The organism is Microbispora cellulosiformans (assembly GCF_008728085.1).
GTDB classification, from domain to species: domain Bacteria; phylum Actinomycetota; class Actinomycetes; order Streptosporangiales; family Streptosporangiaceae; genus Microbispora; species Microbispora amethystogenes.
The window spans coordinates 415,467-430,218 of record NZ_VYTZ01000006.1; the positions used below are offsets into that span (position 1 = coordinate 415,467).

Below are 14,752 nucleotides of genomic sequence, written 5' to 3' on the forward strand. Positions count from 1 at the left end.
GCGCCGGCCGCACCGCGCGACTACAGCACCGCGCGACGGCGGCACGCGCACTGCCGTGCCGTACACAGCTCGTCAAATAAGGCCAAGGTTTTCCCAAAGCCACCGCTTGGTCCTGGTGTTGCGGAGGCGTGCCCCTAAGGTCCGGGGCATGCGTGCTCTCCGCCGAGTCAGCCCCGCTGACCACCCCGGTGGTCGTGGCCTTCGCCGCCGTATCGGCGGCCGGGCCGCCGCCGTGCTCGCCGCGGCCGGCCTGCTGCCCGCCCTCGCCATGGCCGTCACGACGCTGCCCGGCTCGGCCGAGACGGGCACCGTCGTGACGGCCGGGGATCGCTGCACGGTGCCGCCGGACCGGCGGATCGCCGAGGTGCAGGGCAGCGGGACCGCTTCTCCGCTCACCGGGCAGACGGTCCGGGTCGAAGGCGTGGTGACCGGAGACTTCCAGCGGACCGACCAGCTCGGCGGGTTCTACTTCCAGGACCCGGCGCTCGACGCCGACCCCGCCACCTCCGACGGCCTGTTCGCGCTCGCCCGGGAATCCGTCACGGACGTCAGGGCCGGTGACCGGGTGCTCGTCACCGGCCGGGTGGCCGAGTTCGACGGGCTGACCGAGCTCTCCCCGGTCACCGCCGTCGACGTCTGCGGCGCCGGGACCGTCAGGCCCGCCCGCGTCGTCCTGCCGAGGGCCGCGGGCGCCACCTACGAGCCGCTGGAGAACATGCTCGTGACGTTCCCCGGCCCACTGACCCTCACCGACCACTACAACCTCGGCCGGTATGGCGAGGTTACCGTCGCGGCCGGAGGCCGGCTCTTCCAGCCGACCGACCGCGAGGGCGTCGACCCGGCGCTCGACGCGCGCCGGTCGCTGCTCGTCGACGACGGCTCCACCGTGCGGAACCCCGCCACCATCCCGTACGCCGGTTCCCCAGCGGTTCCCCGCCTGGGCGACACCGCGCCCGGGATCACCGGAGTCCTCACCTACGGCTTCGACGCGTACCGCCTGGAGCCCACCCAGGAGATCCGCTTCGCCCGCACCAATCCCCGGCTGAGCGCCCCCCTGCCGGTCGGCGGCACCGTGCGGGTGGCGAGCCTGAACACGCTCAACTGGTTCACCACGCTCGGCTCCCGCGGCGCGAACACTGCCGTGGAGCAGCAGCGCCAGCTCGCGAAGATCGTCGCCACGCTGCAGGGCCTCGACGCCGACGTCGTGGGCCTGATGGAGGTCGAGAACAACGGCCAGACCGCGCTCCAGGCCCTCGTGGACGCGCTCAACGCCAAGGCCGGCGCGGGAACCTACCAGGCGCTGGTCCACCCTCATCCGGGCGGCGACGCCATCCGCGTGGCGGCGATCTACAAGCCGGCCAGGGTCACCCCGGTCGGCGCCGCCCGGTCGTCCACCGACCCCGTCTTCCGCCGTCCGCCGCTCATCCAGGAGTTCCGCCGGGCCGGTGGCGGTCAGCCGTTCACCCTGGTCGTGAACCACTTCAAGTCGAAGGGCTGCGACGCGGACGCGCCCGCGCCGGACCGGGAGCACGGCCAGGGCTGCTACAACGACGAGCGGGTGCGGCAGGCCAGGGCCGTGCTCGGGCTGATCGAGAGCATGGACCTGCCCGACCCGCTGGTGATCGGCGACCTCAACGCGTACGGCGAGGAGGACCCGATCCACACGCTGGAGCAGGGCGGGCTGACCAGCCTCACCAAGCGGTTCGTCCCGGAGCCCCTGCGCTACAGCTTCCTGTTCGGCGGGCTGTCGGGCGAGCTCGACCACGCCCTCGCCGGCCGACGGCTGGCGAGCCGGGTCACCGGGGCGACGATCTGGCACGTCAACTCCGACGAGCTCCGCATCCTCGACTACACCACCGAGTTCAACCCGCCGGGGCTGTACCGGCCCGACGCGTTCCGCTCCTCCGACCACGACCCGCTGCTCGTCGGGCTGAACCTGCCCGGCGGCAGGGGCTGAGGCTCACGCGTTGGGATCGACCAGGTCCCGCTTGGTCTCCGGCGGCTCGCCCGGCTTACCACCGACCCTCGGATAGCGCAGGTCGAAGGCGGGCCGCTCGGAGCGGATCGGCGGGATCGACACGAAGTTGTGCCGCGGGGGCGGGCAGGAGGTGGCCCACTCCAGCGAGTTGGCGTGCCCCCACGGGTCGTTCACCGTCACCCTCTCCCCGTGCCGCCAGGTCCACCAGAGGTTGTAGATGAACGGCAGGGTGGACAGCCCGAGCAGGAACGATCCCACGCTCGACAACTGGTGCATCCAGGTGAAGCCGTCGTTGGGCGAGTAGTCGCCGTACCGTCGCGGCATGCCCTGCGCGCCGAGCCAGTGCTGGATGAGGAACGTCATGTGGAACCCCACGAACAGCATCCAGAAGTGGATCTTCCCGAGGCGTTCGTTCAGCATCCGGCCGGTGAACTTGGGCCACCAGAAGTAGAAGCCCGCGAACATCGCGAACACCACGGTGCCGAAGACCACGTAGTGGAAGTGGGCGACCACGAAATAGGTGTCGGTCACGTGGAAGTCCAGCGGCGGCGACGCGAGGATCACCCCGGTCAGCCCGCCGAGCAGGAACGTGACGAGGAAGCCCACCGCCCACAGCATGGGTGTCTCGAACGTGAGATGGCCCCGCCACATCGTGCCGGTCCAGTTGAAGAACTTCACCCCGGTCGGCACCGCGATGAGGAACGACATCAGCGAGAAGAACGGCAGCAGCACGCGCCCGGTGGCGAACATGTGGTGGGCCCACACGGTCACCGACAGCGCGGTGATCGCGATCGTCGCGCCGACCAGGCCGATGTACCCGAAGATCGGCTTGCGGCTGAAGACGGGGATGACCTCGGTGATGATGCCGAAGAACGGCAGCGCGATGATGTAGACCTCGGGGTGGCCGAAGAACCAGAACAGGTGCTGCCAGAGCAGCGGGCCGCCCGTCTGCGGGTCGTAGATGTGCGCGCCGAGCTTGCGGTCGATCTCCAGGGCCAGCAGCGCGGCGGCGAGCACCGGAAAGGCGATCAGCACGAGGATCGAGGTGAAGAACACGTTCCAGGTGAAGATCGGCATCCGGAACATGGTCATGCCCGGCGCGCGCATGCACATGATCGTGGTGATGAAGTTGACCGAGCCGAGGATCGTCCCGAGGCCGGAGAGGGCCAGCCCCATGATCCACAGGTCTCCGCCGAGCTGCGGGGTGAAGGGCGCGGTCGACAGCGGCGTGTAGGCCGTCCACCCGAAGGTCGGCGCCCCGCCCGCCAGCGACGACCCCACCACCATCAGCCCGCCGAACAGGAACAGCCAGTAGCTCGCCATGTTCAGCCGGGGGAACGCGACGTCCGGAGCGCCGATCTGCAGCGGCATGACCGCGTTGGCGAAGCCCGCGAACAACGGGGTCGCGAACAGCAGCAGCATGACGCTGCCGTGCAGCGTGAACATCATGTTGTACTGCTGCAGGGTGACGAACTGCATTCCCGGCTCGAAGAGCTCCGCGCGGATGATCATCGCTTCCAGGCCGCCGACAAGGAAGAAGCAGAACGCGGTGACCATGTACAGGTTGCCGATGACCTTGTGGTCGGTGGTCGACAGCCACGAGGTGATGCGGGCGCCGGGGCCCCGCTGGGGCACCAGATCACTCGGCCGTACGGCGTGAGTCGTCATCCGCCTGCTCCTTCTAGAGTCAGCTCAAGGGGGTCTCCTGCCCGGTGACATGAGGCTCATCGCGAATGGAATGCTGGGATCGTCCGGCTGGTTATGCCCGCTGAAGACCGACTGAAAGGAGTCGCCCATGGCAACCGTCGAGGTGACCGAGAAGAACTTCAACGACATCGCCGACAACGGCATCGTACTGCTCGATTTCTGGGCGTCCTGGTGTGGCCCCTGCCGATCGTTCGCACCGATCTTCGAAAAGGCGTCCGAAGAGCACGCGGACATCACGTTCGGCAAGATCGACACCGAGGCGCAGCCGGGCCTGTCGGAGGGCTTCGAGATCACGGCGATCCCCACGATCATGGCGATCCGGGACGGCATCGTGGTGTTCGCGCAGCCGGGCGCGCTGCCCAAGCCGGCGCTTGAGGACCTGATCAGTCAGCTCCGCGCGCTGGACATGGACTCCATCCGTGCCCAGATCGAGGCGGAGGCCAAGAACGGCTGAGGCGCCGGGCCGCGCCGGGCCGGATCGGCCCGGCCCCCGTCACCCCGGCCACCCTTCACCTCCGGCCCCCTCACCCCGGGCCCGGAGTCACGCGGGCCGGGGGAGACGGCGTCGGGGGCGAGGCGTCGCGCTCAGCTGGCTCGGTACAGCTCCGCGACGCGGAAGGCGAGGTCGAGGGACTGACCGCGGTTGAGGCGGGGGTCGCAGGCGGTCTCGTACCGCAGCGCCAGGTCCTCCTCCACGATCGCGTGCCCGCCGCCGACGCACTCGGTCACGTCGTCGCCGGTGAACTCGATGTGGATGCCGCCGGGGTGCGTGCCGAGGGCGTGGTGGACCTCGAAGAAGCCCGCGACCTCGTCGAGCACGTCGTCGAGCCGACGGGTCTTGTGGCCGCTCGGGGCCTCGAACGTGTTGCCGTGCATGGGGTCGCACACCCAGGCCACGGTCGCGCCGCTCGCGTTGACCTTCTCGACGAGCGTCGGCAGCGCGTCGCGGACCTTCCCGGCGCCCATTCGGGTGATGAAGGTGAGCCGCCCCGGCTCGTTGTCGGGGTTGAGCTTGTCGATCAGGCTGATGGCCTCTTCCGGCGTGGTCGTCGGGCCGAGCTTCACGCCGATCGGGTTGCGGATGCGGCTGAAGAACTCCACGTGCGCCCCGTCGAGCTGCCGGGTGCGCTCGCCGATCCAGACCATGTGCGCCGACACGTCGTACGGCAGGCCCGTACGCGAGTCGATCCGGGTGAGCGCCCGGTCGTAGTCGAGGATCAGGGACTCGTGCGAGGAGTAGAACTCGACGGTGTGGAACTCCTCGGGGTCGGCCCCGCAGGCCCGCATGAACGCGAGCGCCTGGTCGATCTCCCGCGCGAGCTGCTCGTAGCGCCGCCCGGCCGGGGACTCGGCGACGAAGTCCTGGTTCCACGCGTGCACCTGGCGGAGGTCGGCGTAGCCGCCCTTGGTGAAGGCCCGCGCGAGGTTCAGCGTGACGGCCGAGGAGTGGTAGGCGCGCAGCAGCCGGTTCGGGTCGGGACGACGGGCCTCGGGGGTGAAGTCGAACCCGTTGACCATGTCGCCCCGGTAGGCGGGCAGCTCGACGCCGTCGCGGACCTCGGTGGGCTTGGAGCGCGGCTTGGCGAACTGGCCCGCCAGCCGGCCGATCTTGACGACCGGGACGCGGCCGGCGTAGGTCAGCACGATCGCCATCTGCAACAGCGTCTTGAGCTTGTTGCGCACGTTCTCGGCCGTGGCGCCCGCGAAGGTCTCGGCGCAGTCGCCGCCCTGCAGGACGAACGCCTCGCCGCGGGCGACCGCGGCCATGCTGTCCTTGAGCTGGTCGCACTCGCCCGCGAAGACCAGCGGAGGCAGGCTCGCCAGCTCCGCGACGACCTTGTCGAGCTCAGCGCGGTCGGGCCAGTCGGGCTGCTGGGCCGCGGCCAGGTCACGCCAGGAGTCCAGGTTCGATGCGCTCACGGACACCAAGGTTATTGCACCGCGTCCCCTGTGGCCTCCTCCTTGTCCATCTGCTGAGATCCTTTCACTCGTGGCGGAAGACGGACGTGCTCGGGAAGCACGCCGAGGCCGACGAATCTGGGCAGCAGTGAGCGGACCACCGGCACGCGGGTGAGATCGGGAATCGTCCGTACGGAACGGGAGGCGAGGGCGGGCCGGATGAACCGGTCCTGCACCAGCCGCTGCGCGGTCTGGACGACGACCGTGGGGACCCGGCGGCGGCGCTGCACCCTCGCCAGCAGCGCCGAGGGCGCCCGGCCGCGCAGCAGGGCCGGCCCGACGATGTTGGCCGTCGCGACGGCGTCCTGCACCGCCAGGTTGATCCCGACGCCGAAGACCGGCGACATCGCGTGCGCCGCGTCGCCGATCAGCAGCAGGCCGGGAAGGTGCCACCGGGAGATCCGGTTCACCTCGACCCGCAGCACGCCGGTCTCGTCGAAGGAGCGCAGTTCGTCCACCCGGCCGCCGAGGAAGGGCAGCAGGCGCCGCACCCGGTCGCGCAGTTCCCCGACGCCCTGAGCCCGCAGCGCCTCGAAGCCGCCCTTGGGGATGACGTAGGCGAGCTGCCAGTGCGTCTCGCGCACGATGGCGACCATGAGCTCCCCGGCCGACGCCCGCAGGAACGGCTGCCCCGGATCGCCGTCCTCGCGCGGCAGCCGGAACCAGACGACGTCCATCGGCGCGCCGAACCGCCGGGGCGCGAGACCGGCCGCCTGCCGCAGGACGGAGGTCCGGCCGTCCGCCGCGACCGTCAGCGTGGCCCGGATCTCGTGCTCCGCGCCGTGTTCGTCGCGGTAGCGCACCCCCCGGACGACGCCGTCGTCCCGTACGAGGTCGGTGACCGTGGCGTTCATCAGCAGGCGGAAGTTGGGGTAACGGCGCGCCTCTCCCGTCACGAGGTCGAGGAAGTCCCACTGCGGGACGAAGGCGATGTACCGGTACTTGCCGGGAAGCCTCCGCAGGTCGGCGATGGGCACCCGGCCCTCGTCGGTCTCCACGGACATGGTGTGCGCCTCGAAGTGCGGCAGCCGGTGGAACGCCTCGGCCAGCCCGATCTCGTCCAGCACCTGAAGGGTGGAGGGATGGATCGTGTCACCGCGGAAGTCGCGCAGGAAGTCCGCGTGTTTCTCCAGGAGTGTGACGTCGACGCCCGCACGGGCCAGCAGCAGCCCGAGCACGGCCCCCGCGGGCCCGCCGCCCGCGATCACGCATGTCGTGTCCATAATTCATCACCCGCTGAAATTGTCGCACGAGCGGCTCGGGGACTCCATACCCGGAGGGGAAGCACATGGTGACCCGCCGCGGGCCGGGGGAGCCGAGGGGAGCGGGGCGAAGCGGGCCTACCGGAGCGGCCGCGGGCGCGCTATTTTGTGATCAACGGAATATCGGCTGTGAGGAGTCGTCGTGATTGCTCGTGTCCCCCGCGCGCCGCGCGTCGCGGCCGGAGCGATGGTCCTGGCCCTCGTGGCCTCGGTGACCGTCGGCGCCCCCGCGGCCGTCGCGGCGACCGGAGACGCCGAACCGCACACCGGCACCGGCTGCGGCTCGCAGTCGCTCGTGCTGGACGCCTGATCCGGAACGGACCACACCCCCGTGACCCTGGGTGGTCACGGGGGTGTGGCGTGCCCGTCGGACGGTGGGACGGGGCCGGGCCGGAGCCCGGTTCAGACGCGGGCGTGTGGCCCGTGCTGCCGCAGGCCGGCCCTCAGGGTGTCGAGGCAGCTCGCGAGTGATCGGGTGGACAGGTCACGGATGCGGCCGTAGGACTCCTCCGGGTACTGCCGCGGGCCGTCCTCCACGAGCATGATCAGGTAGAGGTAGACCCGGTAGAGGGCGAGCCGGGTCCAGGCGCCCTCGCCGAGGTCCGCTCTGCCGCCCTCGCTCCGGTAGCCGGTGAGCAGGGGGTCGTCCTCGCGCAGCTCGCCGAACAGGGTGGGAGTGATGAAATCGGCCAGCGGGTCGCCCCAGAAGGCCCTCTCGAAGTCGATGATCGCCTGGATGCGCCGGTCGCCGTCGAGGAACACGTTGCCGGGCCACACGTCGAAGTGGACCAGAGCCGGAGTGACCACCTCGTCGAGGACGTGCGCGTTCCGGTGGACGAGCCCGGCGATCTCCACGATCGTCGCGGGAAGCCGGGTGTTGTAGTGGACGGCGTCGTCGAGCATCGCGCCCATCATGACGAGGAACGCGTCCCGCCACGTGCGCCCGGTGAGCCCGGCGTACGGGTAGCCGAAGACGCCGGTGCCCGGGATCGCGTGCAGCCGGGCGAGGTGGCGGCCCAGCTCGAACCGGATCGCGCTCTCCTCCGCCGGGCCGAGCGAGGTCGCGCTCCACGCGGCGCCGTCGAGGGCGGACAGGATCAGGTAGTCGCCGCCGAGCGCCGAATCGTCGAACGAGGCGTGCAGCAGGTCGGGCATCGGCACCCCGGCGGGCTTGGCCAGGTGGTAGACCATCGCCTCGGTGCGCAGCAGGTGCCGTTCGTACGTCAGCATCCGGAGGTCCGGCGGCGGTCCCAGCTTGAGCACCACCTGGCGCCCGTCGTCGAGCCCGAGCCGCCACGCGGCGTTGGCGAAGCCGTCGGTGAGCTCCTCCGAAGAGGTCAGCGCGCGGCCCAGGGCGTCACGGGCGATCTCACCGAGCTGCGCGGGGGACAGTCGTCTCTTGGTCCTGCTGTCCAATTCAGTCTTCCTCGTTGGCGGCCGCGATGGTCCACGTGGCCTCGTGCTTGTCCCCCGGCTGCAGAACGACCAGATCGGTGCCCGAGTTGAACGCGTCGGGCGGGCAGGTCATGGGCTCCACGGCCAGCCCCCGGTGGCCGAGCCCCGTACCGGTGCAGATCTGGACCCACGGCATGACCTCCGGGTCCCAGGTCAGGTCCACCACGCCTTCCGGGCCGCGCACGCGCACCCGTCCCTCCGCCACGCCGGTGAAGGCGTGGTCGACCGCCGTCTCCCCGATGACGCGCGGCGCCCGGAAGTCGTACGGCGTGCCCGCCACGTCCACCAGGTCGGTGGGGGCGAGCAGGTCGTCGGTGAGCAGCACCCGGCCGGCCGGAAGCTCCAGCTCGTAGGCGGTCACGTCAGGCCCGGCCAGCAGCCAGGGGTGCGGCCCGCAGCCGTACGGCGCGGCGCTCTCGCCGACGTTCTGCGCGGTCAGCGTGGTGGACAGGCCCTTCTCGGAGATCGAGTGCCGCACCTCCAGGGCGATCCTGTGGGGATAGCCCTCGACCGGCTCCACGATGTAGGTCAGCCGCACGTGGCCGTGGTGGTCCTCCACCACGAGCAGCTCCGCGCACTCCCAGTCGCGGTCGGAGACCAGGCCGTGCAGGGCGTGACCGCGGTCGGGCTCGTTCACCGGCAGGCGGTGACGCCGCCCGTCGAAGGCGTACTCGGCCCCGACCACCCGGTTCGGCCAGGGGGCGAGCATCGTGCCGCTGTAGTAGGGGACCGGCCCGCCCTCCGGCCAGCTCGTCACCAGGTCGCGGTCTCCGTGCCGCAGCACCCGGAGCGCGCCGCCCCGCTCGCTGATCGTGGCCTGGTAGCCGCCGCCGGTGATCGTGTAGTCAGGCACGGGGGGAGTCCTTTCGCTGACGCGAGGTCAAGAAATAGGTCATCTGCCGGTGTGCAGGGACTTTATCCCAGCTCATTGCCCTTGATCCAAGCGGGGTGGGCAATAAGTGGGAGCGCTCCCACCGGAGGTAAAGCTAAGTCTTTCCGACGAACGCGTCAACTTATTCCGGGATTGTGGCGTAGATCGGTATAACGGCTTTGAATTTGCCGTTCGGCGCGTTCCGCTGCACGTGCATGGGAAATCGCCCACCTGACAACGCTGAAAGTTTCAGCCGCTCAAGGCACGCGTCGCCGCCCTCTCGCCGGGCGAGGGGCGGCGGGCGGGTGGCGTGACACCCCGAATGCGGATGCGCGGGTTCCCGCGCGGGCCGCGTCAGCGCAGTTCGCCGCTCTTCACGACGTCGCGGTACCAGAGCGCGCTGTCCTTGGGGGTGCGCTTCTGGGTCGAGTAGTCCACGTACACGATGCCGAACCGCTGGCTGTAGCCCTGCGCCCACTCGAAGTTGTCGAGCAGCGACCACACGTGGTAGCCCTCGACCCGGGCGCCCTCCTCCATGGCGCGGTGCATGGCGGCCAGGTGGTCGCGCAGGAACGTGATGCGCCGCTCGTCGCGGACGCGGCCGTCGGGGCCGGGCACGTCCTCCGTGGGCAGGCCGTTCTCCGTGATGATCATCGGCACGCCGGGGTAGTCGCGCTGCACCCGCATCAGGATGTCGTGGAAGCCCTCGGGGTAGACCTCCAGCCATTCGGCCTGGGTCCGCTCGTGCAGGAAGACCCGCTCGCCCTTGGCGTCCACGAAGATCGGCGTATAGTACTGCACGCCGAGCATGTCGATGGGCTCGTTGATGACGGCGAGGTCGCCGTCCAGGATGTGGTCGGCCATCGGGCCGCGCTCGGAGATCCAGCGCAGCGTGTCCTCGGGGTAGGAGCCCTTGAAGATGGGGTCGAGGTAGAGCCGGTTCTCCAGGCCGTCCTGGTGGCGGGCCGCCTCGAGCGCCTCGGGGGTGTCGTCGGCCGGGTACGTCGGGTGGAGGTTGAGCGCCGGCCCGATCCGGCGTCCCGCGTGCCGCTCGTGCAGCACCCGCGAGGCGAGTCCGTGGGCGAGCAGCAGGTGGTGGCAGGCGACGAACGCGCGCGCGTCGTCCTTGAAGCCCGGCGCGTGCTGGCCTTCCCGGTAGCCGCAGTCGACGACCGTCTTGGGCTCGTTGATCGTCAGCCAGTCACGGATCTCCAGGGCGTCGAAGCAGATCTCGGCGTACTCGGCGAAGCGCTCGGCCGTGTCCCTGTTCTCCCAGCCCCCTCGGTCCTGCAGCGCCTGCGGCAGGTCCCAGTGGAAGAGCGTGGCCATCGGCTGGATGCCGCGTTCGACGAGCCCGTCGACCAGCCTGCGGTAGAAGTCGAGGCCCTTCTGGTTGGCCTTCCCCGACCCGGTCGGCTGGATCCGCGGCCACGCGATCGAGAAGCGGTAGCTGCCCAGGCCGAGATCGGCGATCAGGTCCAGGTCGTCGTTGTAGCGATGGTAGTGGTCGGCGGCCTGGTCACCGTTGTCGCCGTCGAGCACGTTCCCCGGGACCGCGCAGAACGTGTCCCACACCGAGGGCCCGCGGCCGTCCTCCGTGGTCGCGCCTTCGACCTGGTACGCCGCGGTCGACGCACCCCAGACGAAGTCGGTCGGAAACCGTGCGGGTGAGTTCATGGGATTCATCCATTCTCGGTGAGGAAACGCGCGGGTGATTCGAGCGCCGACCGGAGTTCGCCGAGGAACTCCGCGGCATCGCGACCGTTGACGAAACGGTGGTCGTACGCCAGGCCGATCGCGACGGTCTTCCGTACGGCGAAGCCCGCGCCGTCGGGGACGACCTCCGGGCGGGGCGCGGTCAGCGACAGCGCGCATGTCTGGCCGGGGAAGACGATCGGGACGGCGTGCACGATGCCGTCGTGGGTGTGCAGGGTTAGCGTGATATTGCCTCCTTGGAGGTCGCTTTCCCGGAACGACCCGGTGAGAGCCGTCTTGCGGAAACCGGCCAGGTCGCCGGCGATCTCGGAGAGCGGCCGGTCGCCCACGTCGCGGACGACCGGGATGAACAGCCCCCGGCCGACGTCGACGGTCACGCCCACGTCGGCGGTGGCGGCCCGCCGCAGGCGCGGGCGCGGGCCGGGGCCGGGCTCGGCGAAGAAGACCGGGAACCGGTCGAGCAGCCCGCCCGTCGCCTTCATCACCATCTCGGGCAGGCCGACCAGGGCGCGCAGCCGCCGGGTGAGGTCGCGGGCGAGCGACAGCACCTCGGTCACGTCGACGGTCATCACCGTGAACGCCGCGGGGATCTCGCGCCGGGACCGCTCGACGACCTCGGCCGTCCGCTGCTGCGCCCGGGACAGCGTGATCCACTGCGCGCCGTCGTCCGGTCCCGCCCCGTCCAGAGCAGCGCCGTCCAGGGCGTCGTCGTCCAGGGCGGCACCGTCCAGGGCGGCACCGTCCAGGGCGGCACCGGCACGCTCCGCGCCGTTCAGGGCAGAGCCGGTCGCCGGGTGAGCTGCCGAGAGGGCCGGGGCCGGCCGGCCGTTCGCCTGGCCCGCCGTCGACGGCAGGGCGCTCCCGGAGGCGTCTCCGTTCGTGGCGGTGGCTCCGGCTGCGGAGGTGGTTTGGGGCGTGGCGGAAGAGGGACCGGCGAGCAGTTCCTCGACGTCGGCCCGCCTGATGATCTTGCGGCCGAGGGCGTACACCCGCTCCATGGCGACGCCGTGCGCCTCGATCAGCTCGCGGGCGGGCATGGTGACGACGACGCCGGAGCCGTCGCCCGCACCCGCGCCGCCGGGACCGCCCGGCCCGGGACCGCCCAGCCCGGGACCGCCCGGCCCGGGACCGCCCGGCCCGGCCGGGAGGCCCGGACCGCCGGAAACGGAGGCGCCGGGCTCCGCCGGGAGGCCCGGCCCGCGTGCGTCGACGCCCGCGCTCTCCGTGGTAGCGGCGCCGGCCACGGTGCTGGTCACGGTGCTGGCCGCGGTGCCGGCCGGGCCTTCCGTGGCCGCCTCGTCACCGGGTCCGAGCAGGTGGGCGATCACCTGACCCGGCTCGCATTCGGCCCCCTCGGCGAGCAGCCGCCGCAGGACGCCGTCGTGCGGGGCGACGACCTCCTCGGTCGCCTTCGACGTCTCCAGCAGCACGACCGGATCACCGTCGCGCACCGCCTGGCCGTCCTCGGCCAGCCACTCCACCAGGACGTACGTCGTGTCGTTGTTGTTCAGCTTGGGCACGGGGAAGCCGGTCACGACAGGGCCTCCCTCACCGCGGCCCGGATGCGGCCGGCCTGCACGAGCACCTCGCGTTCGAGATGGGGGGCGGCGGGGATCACGCTGTCCGCCGAGTTGACCAGGGTGATCGGGCGGCGCAGGCGGCCCCACAGGCGCGGGTAGAGGGCCGTGGCCACCTCGGCCGCCCAGGTGCCGCCCTCGGTGCCGTCGTCCACCACGCAGACGTGCGGCGCGTCCTCCAGCCCGGGCAGGTGGGGCACCGGATAGAGCTGGGCCGGCACGAGCAGTTCGCAGACCAGTTCGTCCTCCAGCAGCAGCGCCCGCATGGCGTCGAGCGTCCGGTGGACGAGCCCGCCGTGGGTGACCAGCGTGCAGTCGGGCGGTCCCGCGCCGTCGACGTACACCCGCGCCACGTCGCCGGCCACCTCGAACCGGAACAGGTCGCCGGTGTCGTGCATCTGCCGGGTGTAGAGGACCTTGTCCTCGAAGAACAGGCAGGGCCGGCCCAGGTCGAACATCCGGGTGAGCAGGTCGCCGGCGTCGTGGAACGGCGTCATCTCGAACAGGGACAGCCCCGGCACCCCGATGAAGTGCTTCTGCGGGTTCTGGCTGTGGGTGGGGCCGTAGCCGCGGTTGCCGCCCGTGGGGCAGCGGACCACGAGCGGCACCGGCACGGGCCTGCCGTACATCGCGGTGGACTTGGCGGCGAAGTTCGTGATCTGGTCGAACGCCAGGGCCACGAAGTCGGCGAACATGATCTCGACGATGGCCTTGTCACCGGCCAGGGCCAGCCCCGCGCCGACCCCCGCGATGGCGCCCTCGCTCAGCGGAGTGGACCGCACCCGGGAACCGAACCGGCTGGACAGCCCCCGGGTCACCTTGAACGCGCCGCCGTACGGGTCGCAGACGTCCTCGCCCAGCAGGTGGACCGAGGGGTCGGACTCCATGAGATCGTGCAGCGCCTGGTTGATGTGCTCGGAGACTCTGGTCACGGCCGCGCCTCCGGTGACGGAGCGGAGGGGGCGACGGACGCGGCGGCGGGCCGGGCGGAGACCTCGGCGACCACCCGTTCGACGAGATCTCGCTGCTCCGCGTCGATCCGGGCGAACCGCTCGGGATCGGCCTCGGCGTACCGGTCGTACCAGTCGGACTCCCGGACCCGGCGGATCTCCTCCGGCGAGCGGGTGTCGTCGCCCTTGCTGTGCGGTCCGAGACGGTGCGTGGCGAACTCCACGACCAGCGGGGACGGCTCAGTCCGTACGGCGTCCAGCAGCGGGGCGAGGCCCGCCCTGATCTCCTCGACGTCGGCGGACGCGACGTGGTGGTGGCGGACGCCGAAGGCCGCCGCCCGGGCGGCGATCGTGCCGGCCATCTGGACGGACGTGGGGGTCGACTGGGCGATGCCGTTGTGCTCGACCACGACCAGCAGCGGCACCCGCCACAGCGACGCCATGTTGAGCGCCTCGTAGACGGCGCCCTCACCCCAGGTGCCGTCCCCGATGTACGCGCAGGCCAGCGCGCCCGTGCCGGCCAGTTTCAGGGCCACCCCGGTCGCCACCGGAAGGCTCTCGCCCTGCACACCGGTGGACAGGAAGCGCTGGTGGTAGATGTGCTGGCTGCCGCCGACGCCTCCGCACAGGGCACCCTCGCGCCCCATGATCTCGGCGAGCAGGCCGTGCGGGTCCGGATGGCGGGCGAGGAAGTGGCCGTGCCCGCGGTGGTTGCTGAACACGAAGTCGTCGTCCCGGAGCAACGCCGACAGGGCGACCGGGACGTACTCCTGCCCGAGGCAGGTGTGGGTGGTGCCGCTCAGCACACCCCGCTCGAACAGGCGCAGCAGGGCTCGCTCGAAGTGCCGGATGAGAAGCAGCGAGCGGAGATCCCGGTCGGCCACGGCGGGCCGTGGGCTCCGAGGGGGCGCGGCGGCGGTGACGGTCAAAGGTGGTCCGCTCCTGGTGCGTCACTGACGGGAGGGGCGCGCTCGGCACCGGGTTCCCGGCGTCAGGGACTGAAGCACCCATTCTGGGAGCGCTCCCACGGAGCGTAGGTGGGGCAGGGGGTGCTGTCAATCCTCGGCGTTGGGGGTGATTTGGCTGGTTGTAGCCCATATTGTCCGTGATCTGCGGCAATATCCTCACATTCCCCCTCCTGGGTCTAATAACGGACAGAAACTTCCATGACTCTTGACGAACGAAAGGTCCCGTCCATAGCCTCCGTTGCCGTGGGAGCGTTCCCACTTATGCGTCTTGTTTGAGGGGGGTTTACCGGCGCGAACAGCGGCGAATTC

Annotated in this window: 12 protein-coding genes; 3 read left to right on the plus strand and 9 right to left on the minus strand. The window is 70.9% G+C overall.

The window, feature by feature from the left end; genetic code table 11:
* Nucleotides 1–148 precede the first annotated feature (148 nt).
* Nucleotides 149–1,957 carry an ExeM/NucH family extracellular endonuclease gene (locus F5972_RS18975; protein ID WP_150934882.1) on the plus strand — a complete coding sequence of 603 codons (1,809 nt, stop codon included), beginning with the start codon at nucleotides 149–151 and terminating at the stop codon, nucleotides 1,955–1,957.
* Between the two features lie 3 nt (nucleotides 1,958–1,960).
* On the opposite strand, the gene ctaD is transcribed toward F5972_RS18975, so the two are convergent.
* On the minus strand, nucleotides 1,961–3,646 hold the full coding sequence (gene ctaD, locus F5972_RS18980) for an aa3-type cytochrome oxidase subunit I (protein WP_150934883.1): 1,686 nt from the start codon (nucleotides 3,644–3,646) through the stop codon (nucleotides 1,961–1,963).
* 127 nt (nucleotides 3,647–3,773) lie between these two features.
* Between ctaD and trxA the strand changes: the two genes are divergently transcribed.
* On the plus strand, nucleotides 3,774–4,139 hold the full coding sequence (gene trxA / locus F5972_RS18985) for a thioredoxin (protein WP_111701033.1): 366 nt from the start codon (nucleotides 3,774–3,776) through the stop codon (nucleotides 4,137–4,139).
* A 131-nt stretch (nucleotides 4,140–4,270) separates the two neighbouring features.
* Here trxA and F5972_RS18990 read toward each other — a convergent pair whose 3' ends face one another.
* Entirely contained in the window at nucleotides 4,271–5,605 is a 1,335-nt protein-coding gene (locus F5972_RS18990; RefSeq protein ID WP_404803064.1) for a class II 3-deoxy-7-phosphoheptulonate synthase, read from the minus strand.
* Between the two features lie 11 nt (nucleotides 5,606–5,616).
* Entirely contained in the window at nucleotides 5,617–6,867 is a 1,251-nt protein-coding gene (locus F5972_RS18995) for an FAD-dependent oxidoreductase (protein ID WP_150934884.1), read from the minus strand.
* 181 nt (nucleotides 6,868–7,048) lie between these two features.
* Between F5972_RS18995 and F5972_RS37320 the strand changes: the two genes are divergently transcribed.
* A complete protein-coding gene (locus F5972_RS37320) occupies nucleotides 7,049–7,216 on the plus strand; it encodes a hypothetical protein (RefSeq protein ID WP_191910203.1) in 168 nt (55 codons plus the stop codon).
* 92 nt (nucleotides 7,217–7,308) lie between these two features.
* Here the strand turns inward: F5972_RS37320 and F5972_RS19000 are convergent, their stop codons facing one another.
* The 6 genes from F5972_RS19000 to F5972_RS19025 all read right to left on the minus strand — a co-directional run bounded on the left by F5972_RS19000 (nucleotide 7,309) and on the right by F5972_RS19025 (nucleotide 14,404).
* Nucleotides 7,309–8,322, minus strand: a complete 1,014-nt coding sequence (locus F5972_RS19000) for a phosphotransferase family protein (protein WP_150934885.1) — start codon at nucleotides 8,320–8,322, stop codon at nucleotides 7,309–7,311.
* Between the two features lies 1 nt (nucleotide 8,323).
* Nucleotides 8,324–9,214: an aldose 1-epimerase family protein gene (locus F5972_RS19005; RefSeq protein WP_150934886.1), complete on the minus strand. Its 891-nt coding sequence runs from the start codon at nucleotides 9,212–9,214 to the stop codon at nucleotides 8,324–8,326.
* A 372-nt stretch (nucleotides 9,215–9,586) separates the two neighbouring features.
* Entirely contained in the window at nucleotides 9,587–10,909 is a 1,323-nt protein-coding gene (locus F5972_RS19010; protein ID WP_204288440.1) for a GH1 family beta-glucosidase, read from the minus strand.
* Between the two features lie 5 nt (nucleotides 10,910–10,914).
* Nucleotides 10,915–12,483, minus strand: coding sequence for a 2-oxo acid dehydrogenase subunit E2 (locus F5972_RS19015; protein WP_150934888.1), 1,569 nt, complete (start codon nucleotides 12,481–12,483; stop codon nucleotides 10,915–10,917).
* Entirely contained in the window at nucleotides 12,480–13,457 is a 978-nt protein-coding gene (locus F5972_RS19020) for an alpha-ketoacid dehydrogenase subunit beta (protein WP_150934889.1), read from the minus strand. Before F5972_RS19020 ends, F5972_RS19015 begins: the two co-directional genes overlap by 4 nt.
* Entirely contained in the window at nucleotides 13,454–14,404 is a 951-nt protein-coding gene (locus tag F5972_RS19025) for a thiamine pyrophosphate-dependent dehydrogenase E1 component subunit alpha (RefSeq protein WP_150934890.1), read from the minus strand. The genes F5972_RS19020 and F5972_RS19025 overlap by 4 nt, the downstream gene beginning before the upstream one ends.
* Nucleotides 14,405–14,752 lie beyond the last annotated feature (348 nt).

What these genes read in the sequence shown, in the direction of transcription:
- F5972_RS18975 (WP_150934882.1), top strand. Translation starts at nt 149, where the DNA reads ATGCGTGCTCTCCGCCGAGTCAGCCCCGCTGACCACCCCGGTGGTCGT.
- ctaD (WP_150934883.1), bottom strand. Translation starts at nt 3,646, where the DNA reads ATGACGACTCACGCCGTACGGCCGAGTGATCTGGTGCCCCAGCGGGGC.
- trxA (WP_111701033.1), top strand. Translation starts at nt 3,774, where the DNA reads ATGGCAACCGTCGAGGTGACCGAGAAGAACTTCAACGACATCGCCGAC.
- F5972_RS18995 (WP_150934884.1), bottom strand. Translation starts at nt 6,867, where the DNA reads ATGGACACGACATGCGTGATCGCGGGCGGCGGGCCCGCGGGGGCCGTG.
- F5972_RS19010 (WP_204288440.1), bottom strand. Translation starts at nt 10,909, where the DNA reads ATGAACTCACCCGCACGGTTTCCGACCGACTTCGTCTGGGGTGCGTCG.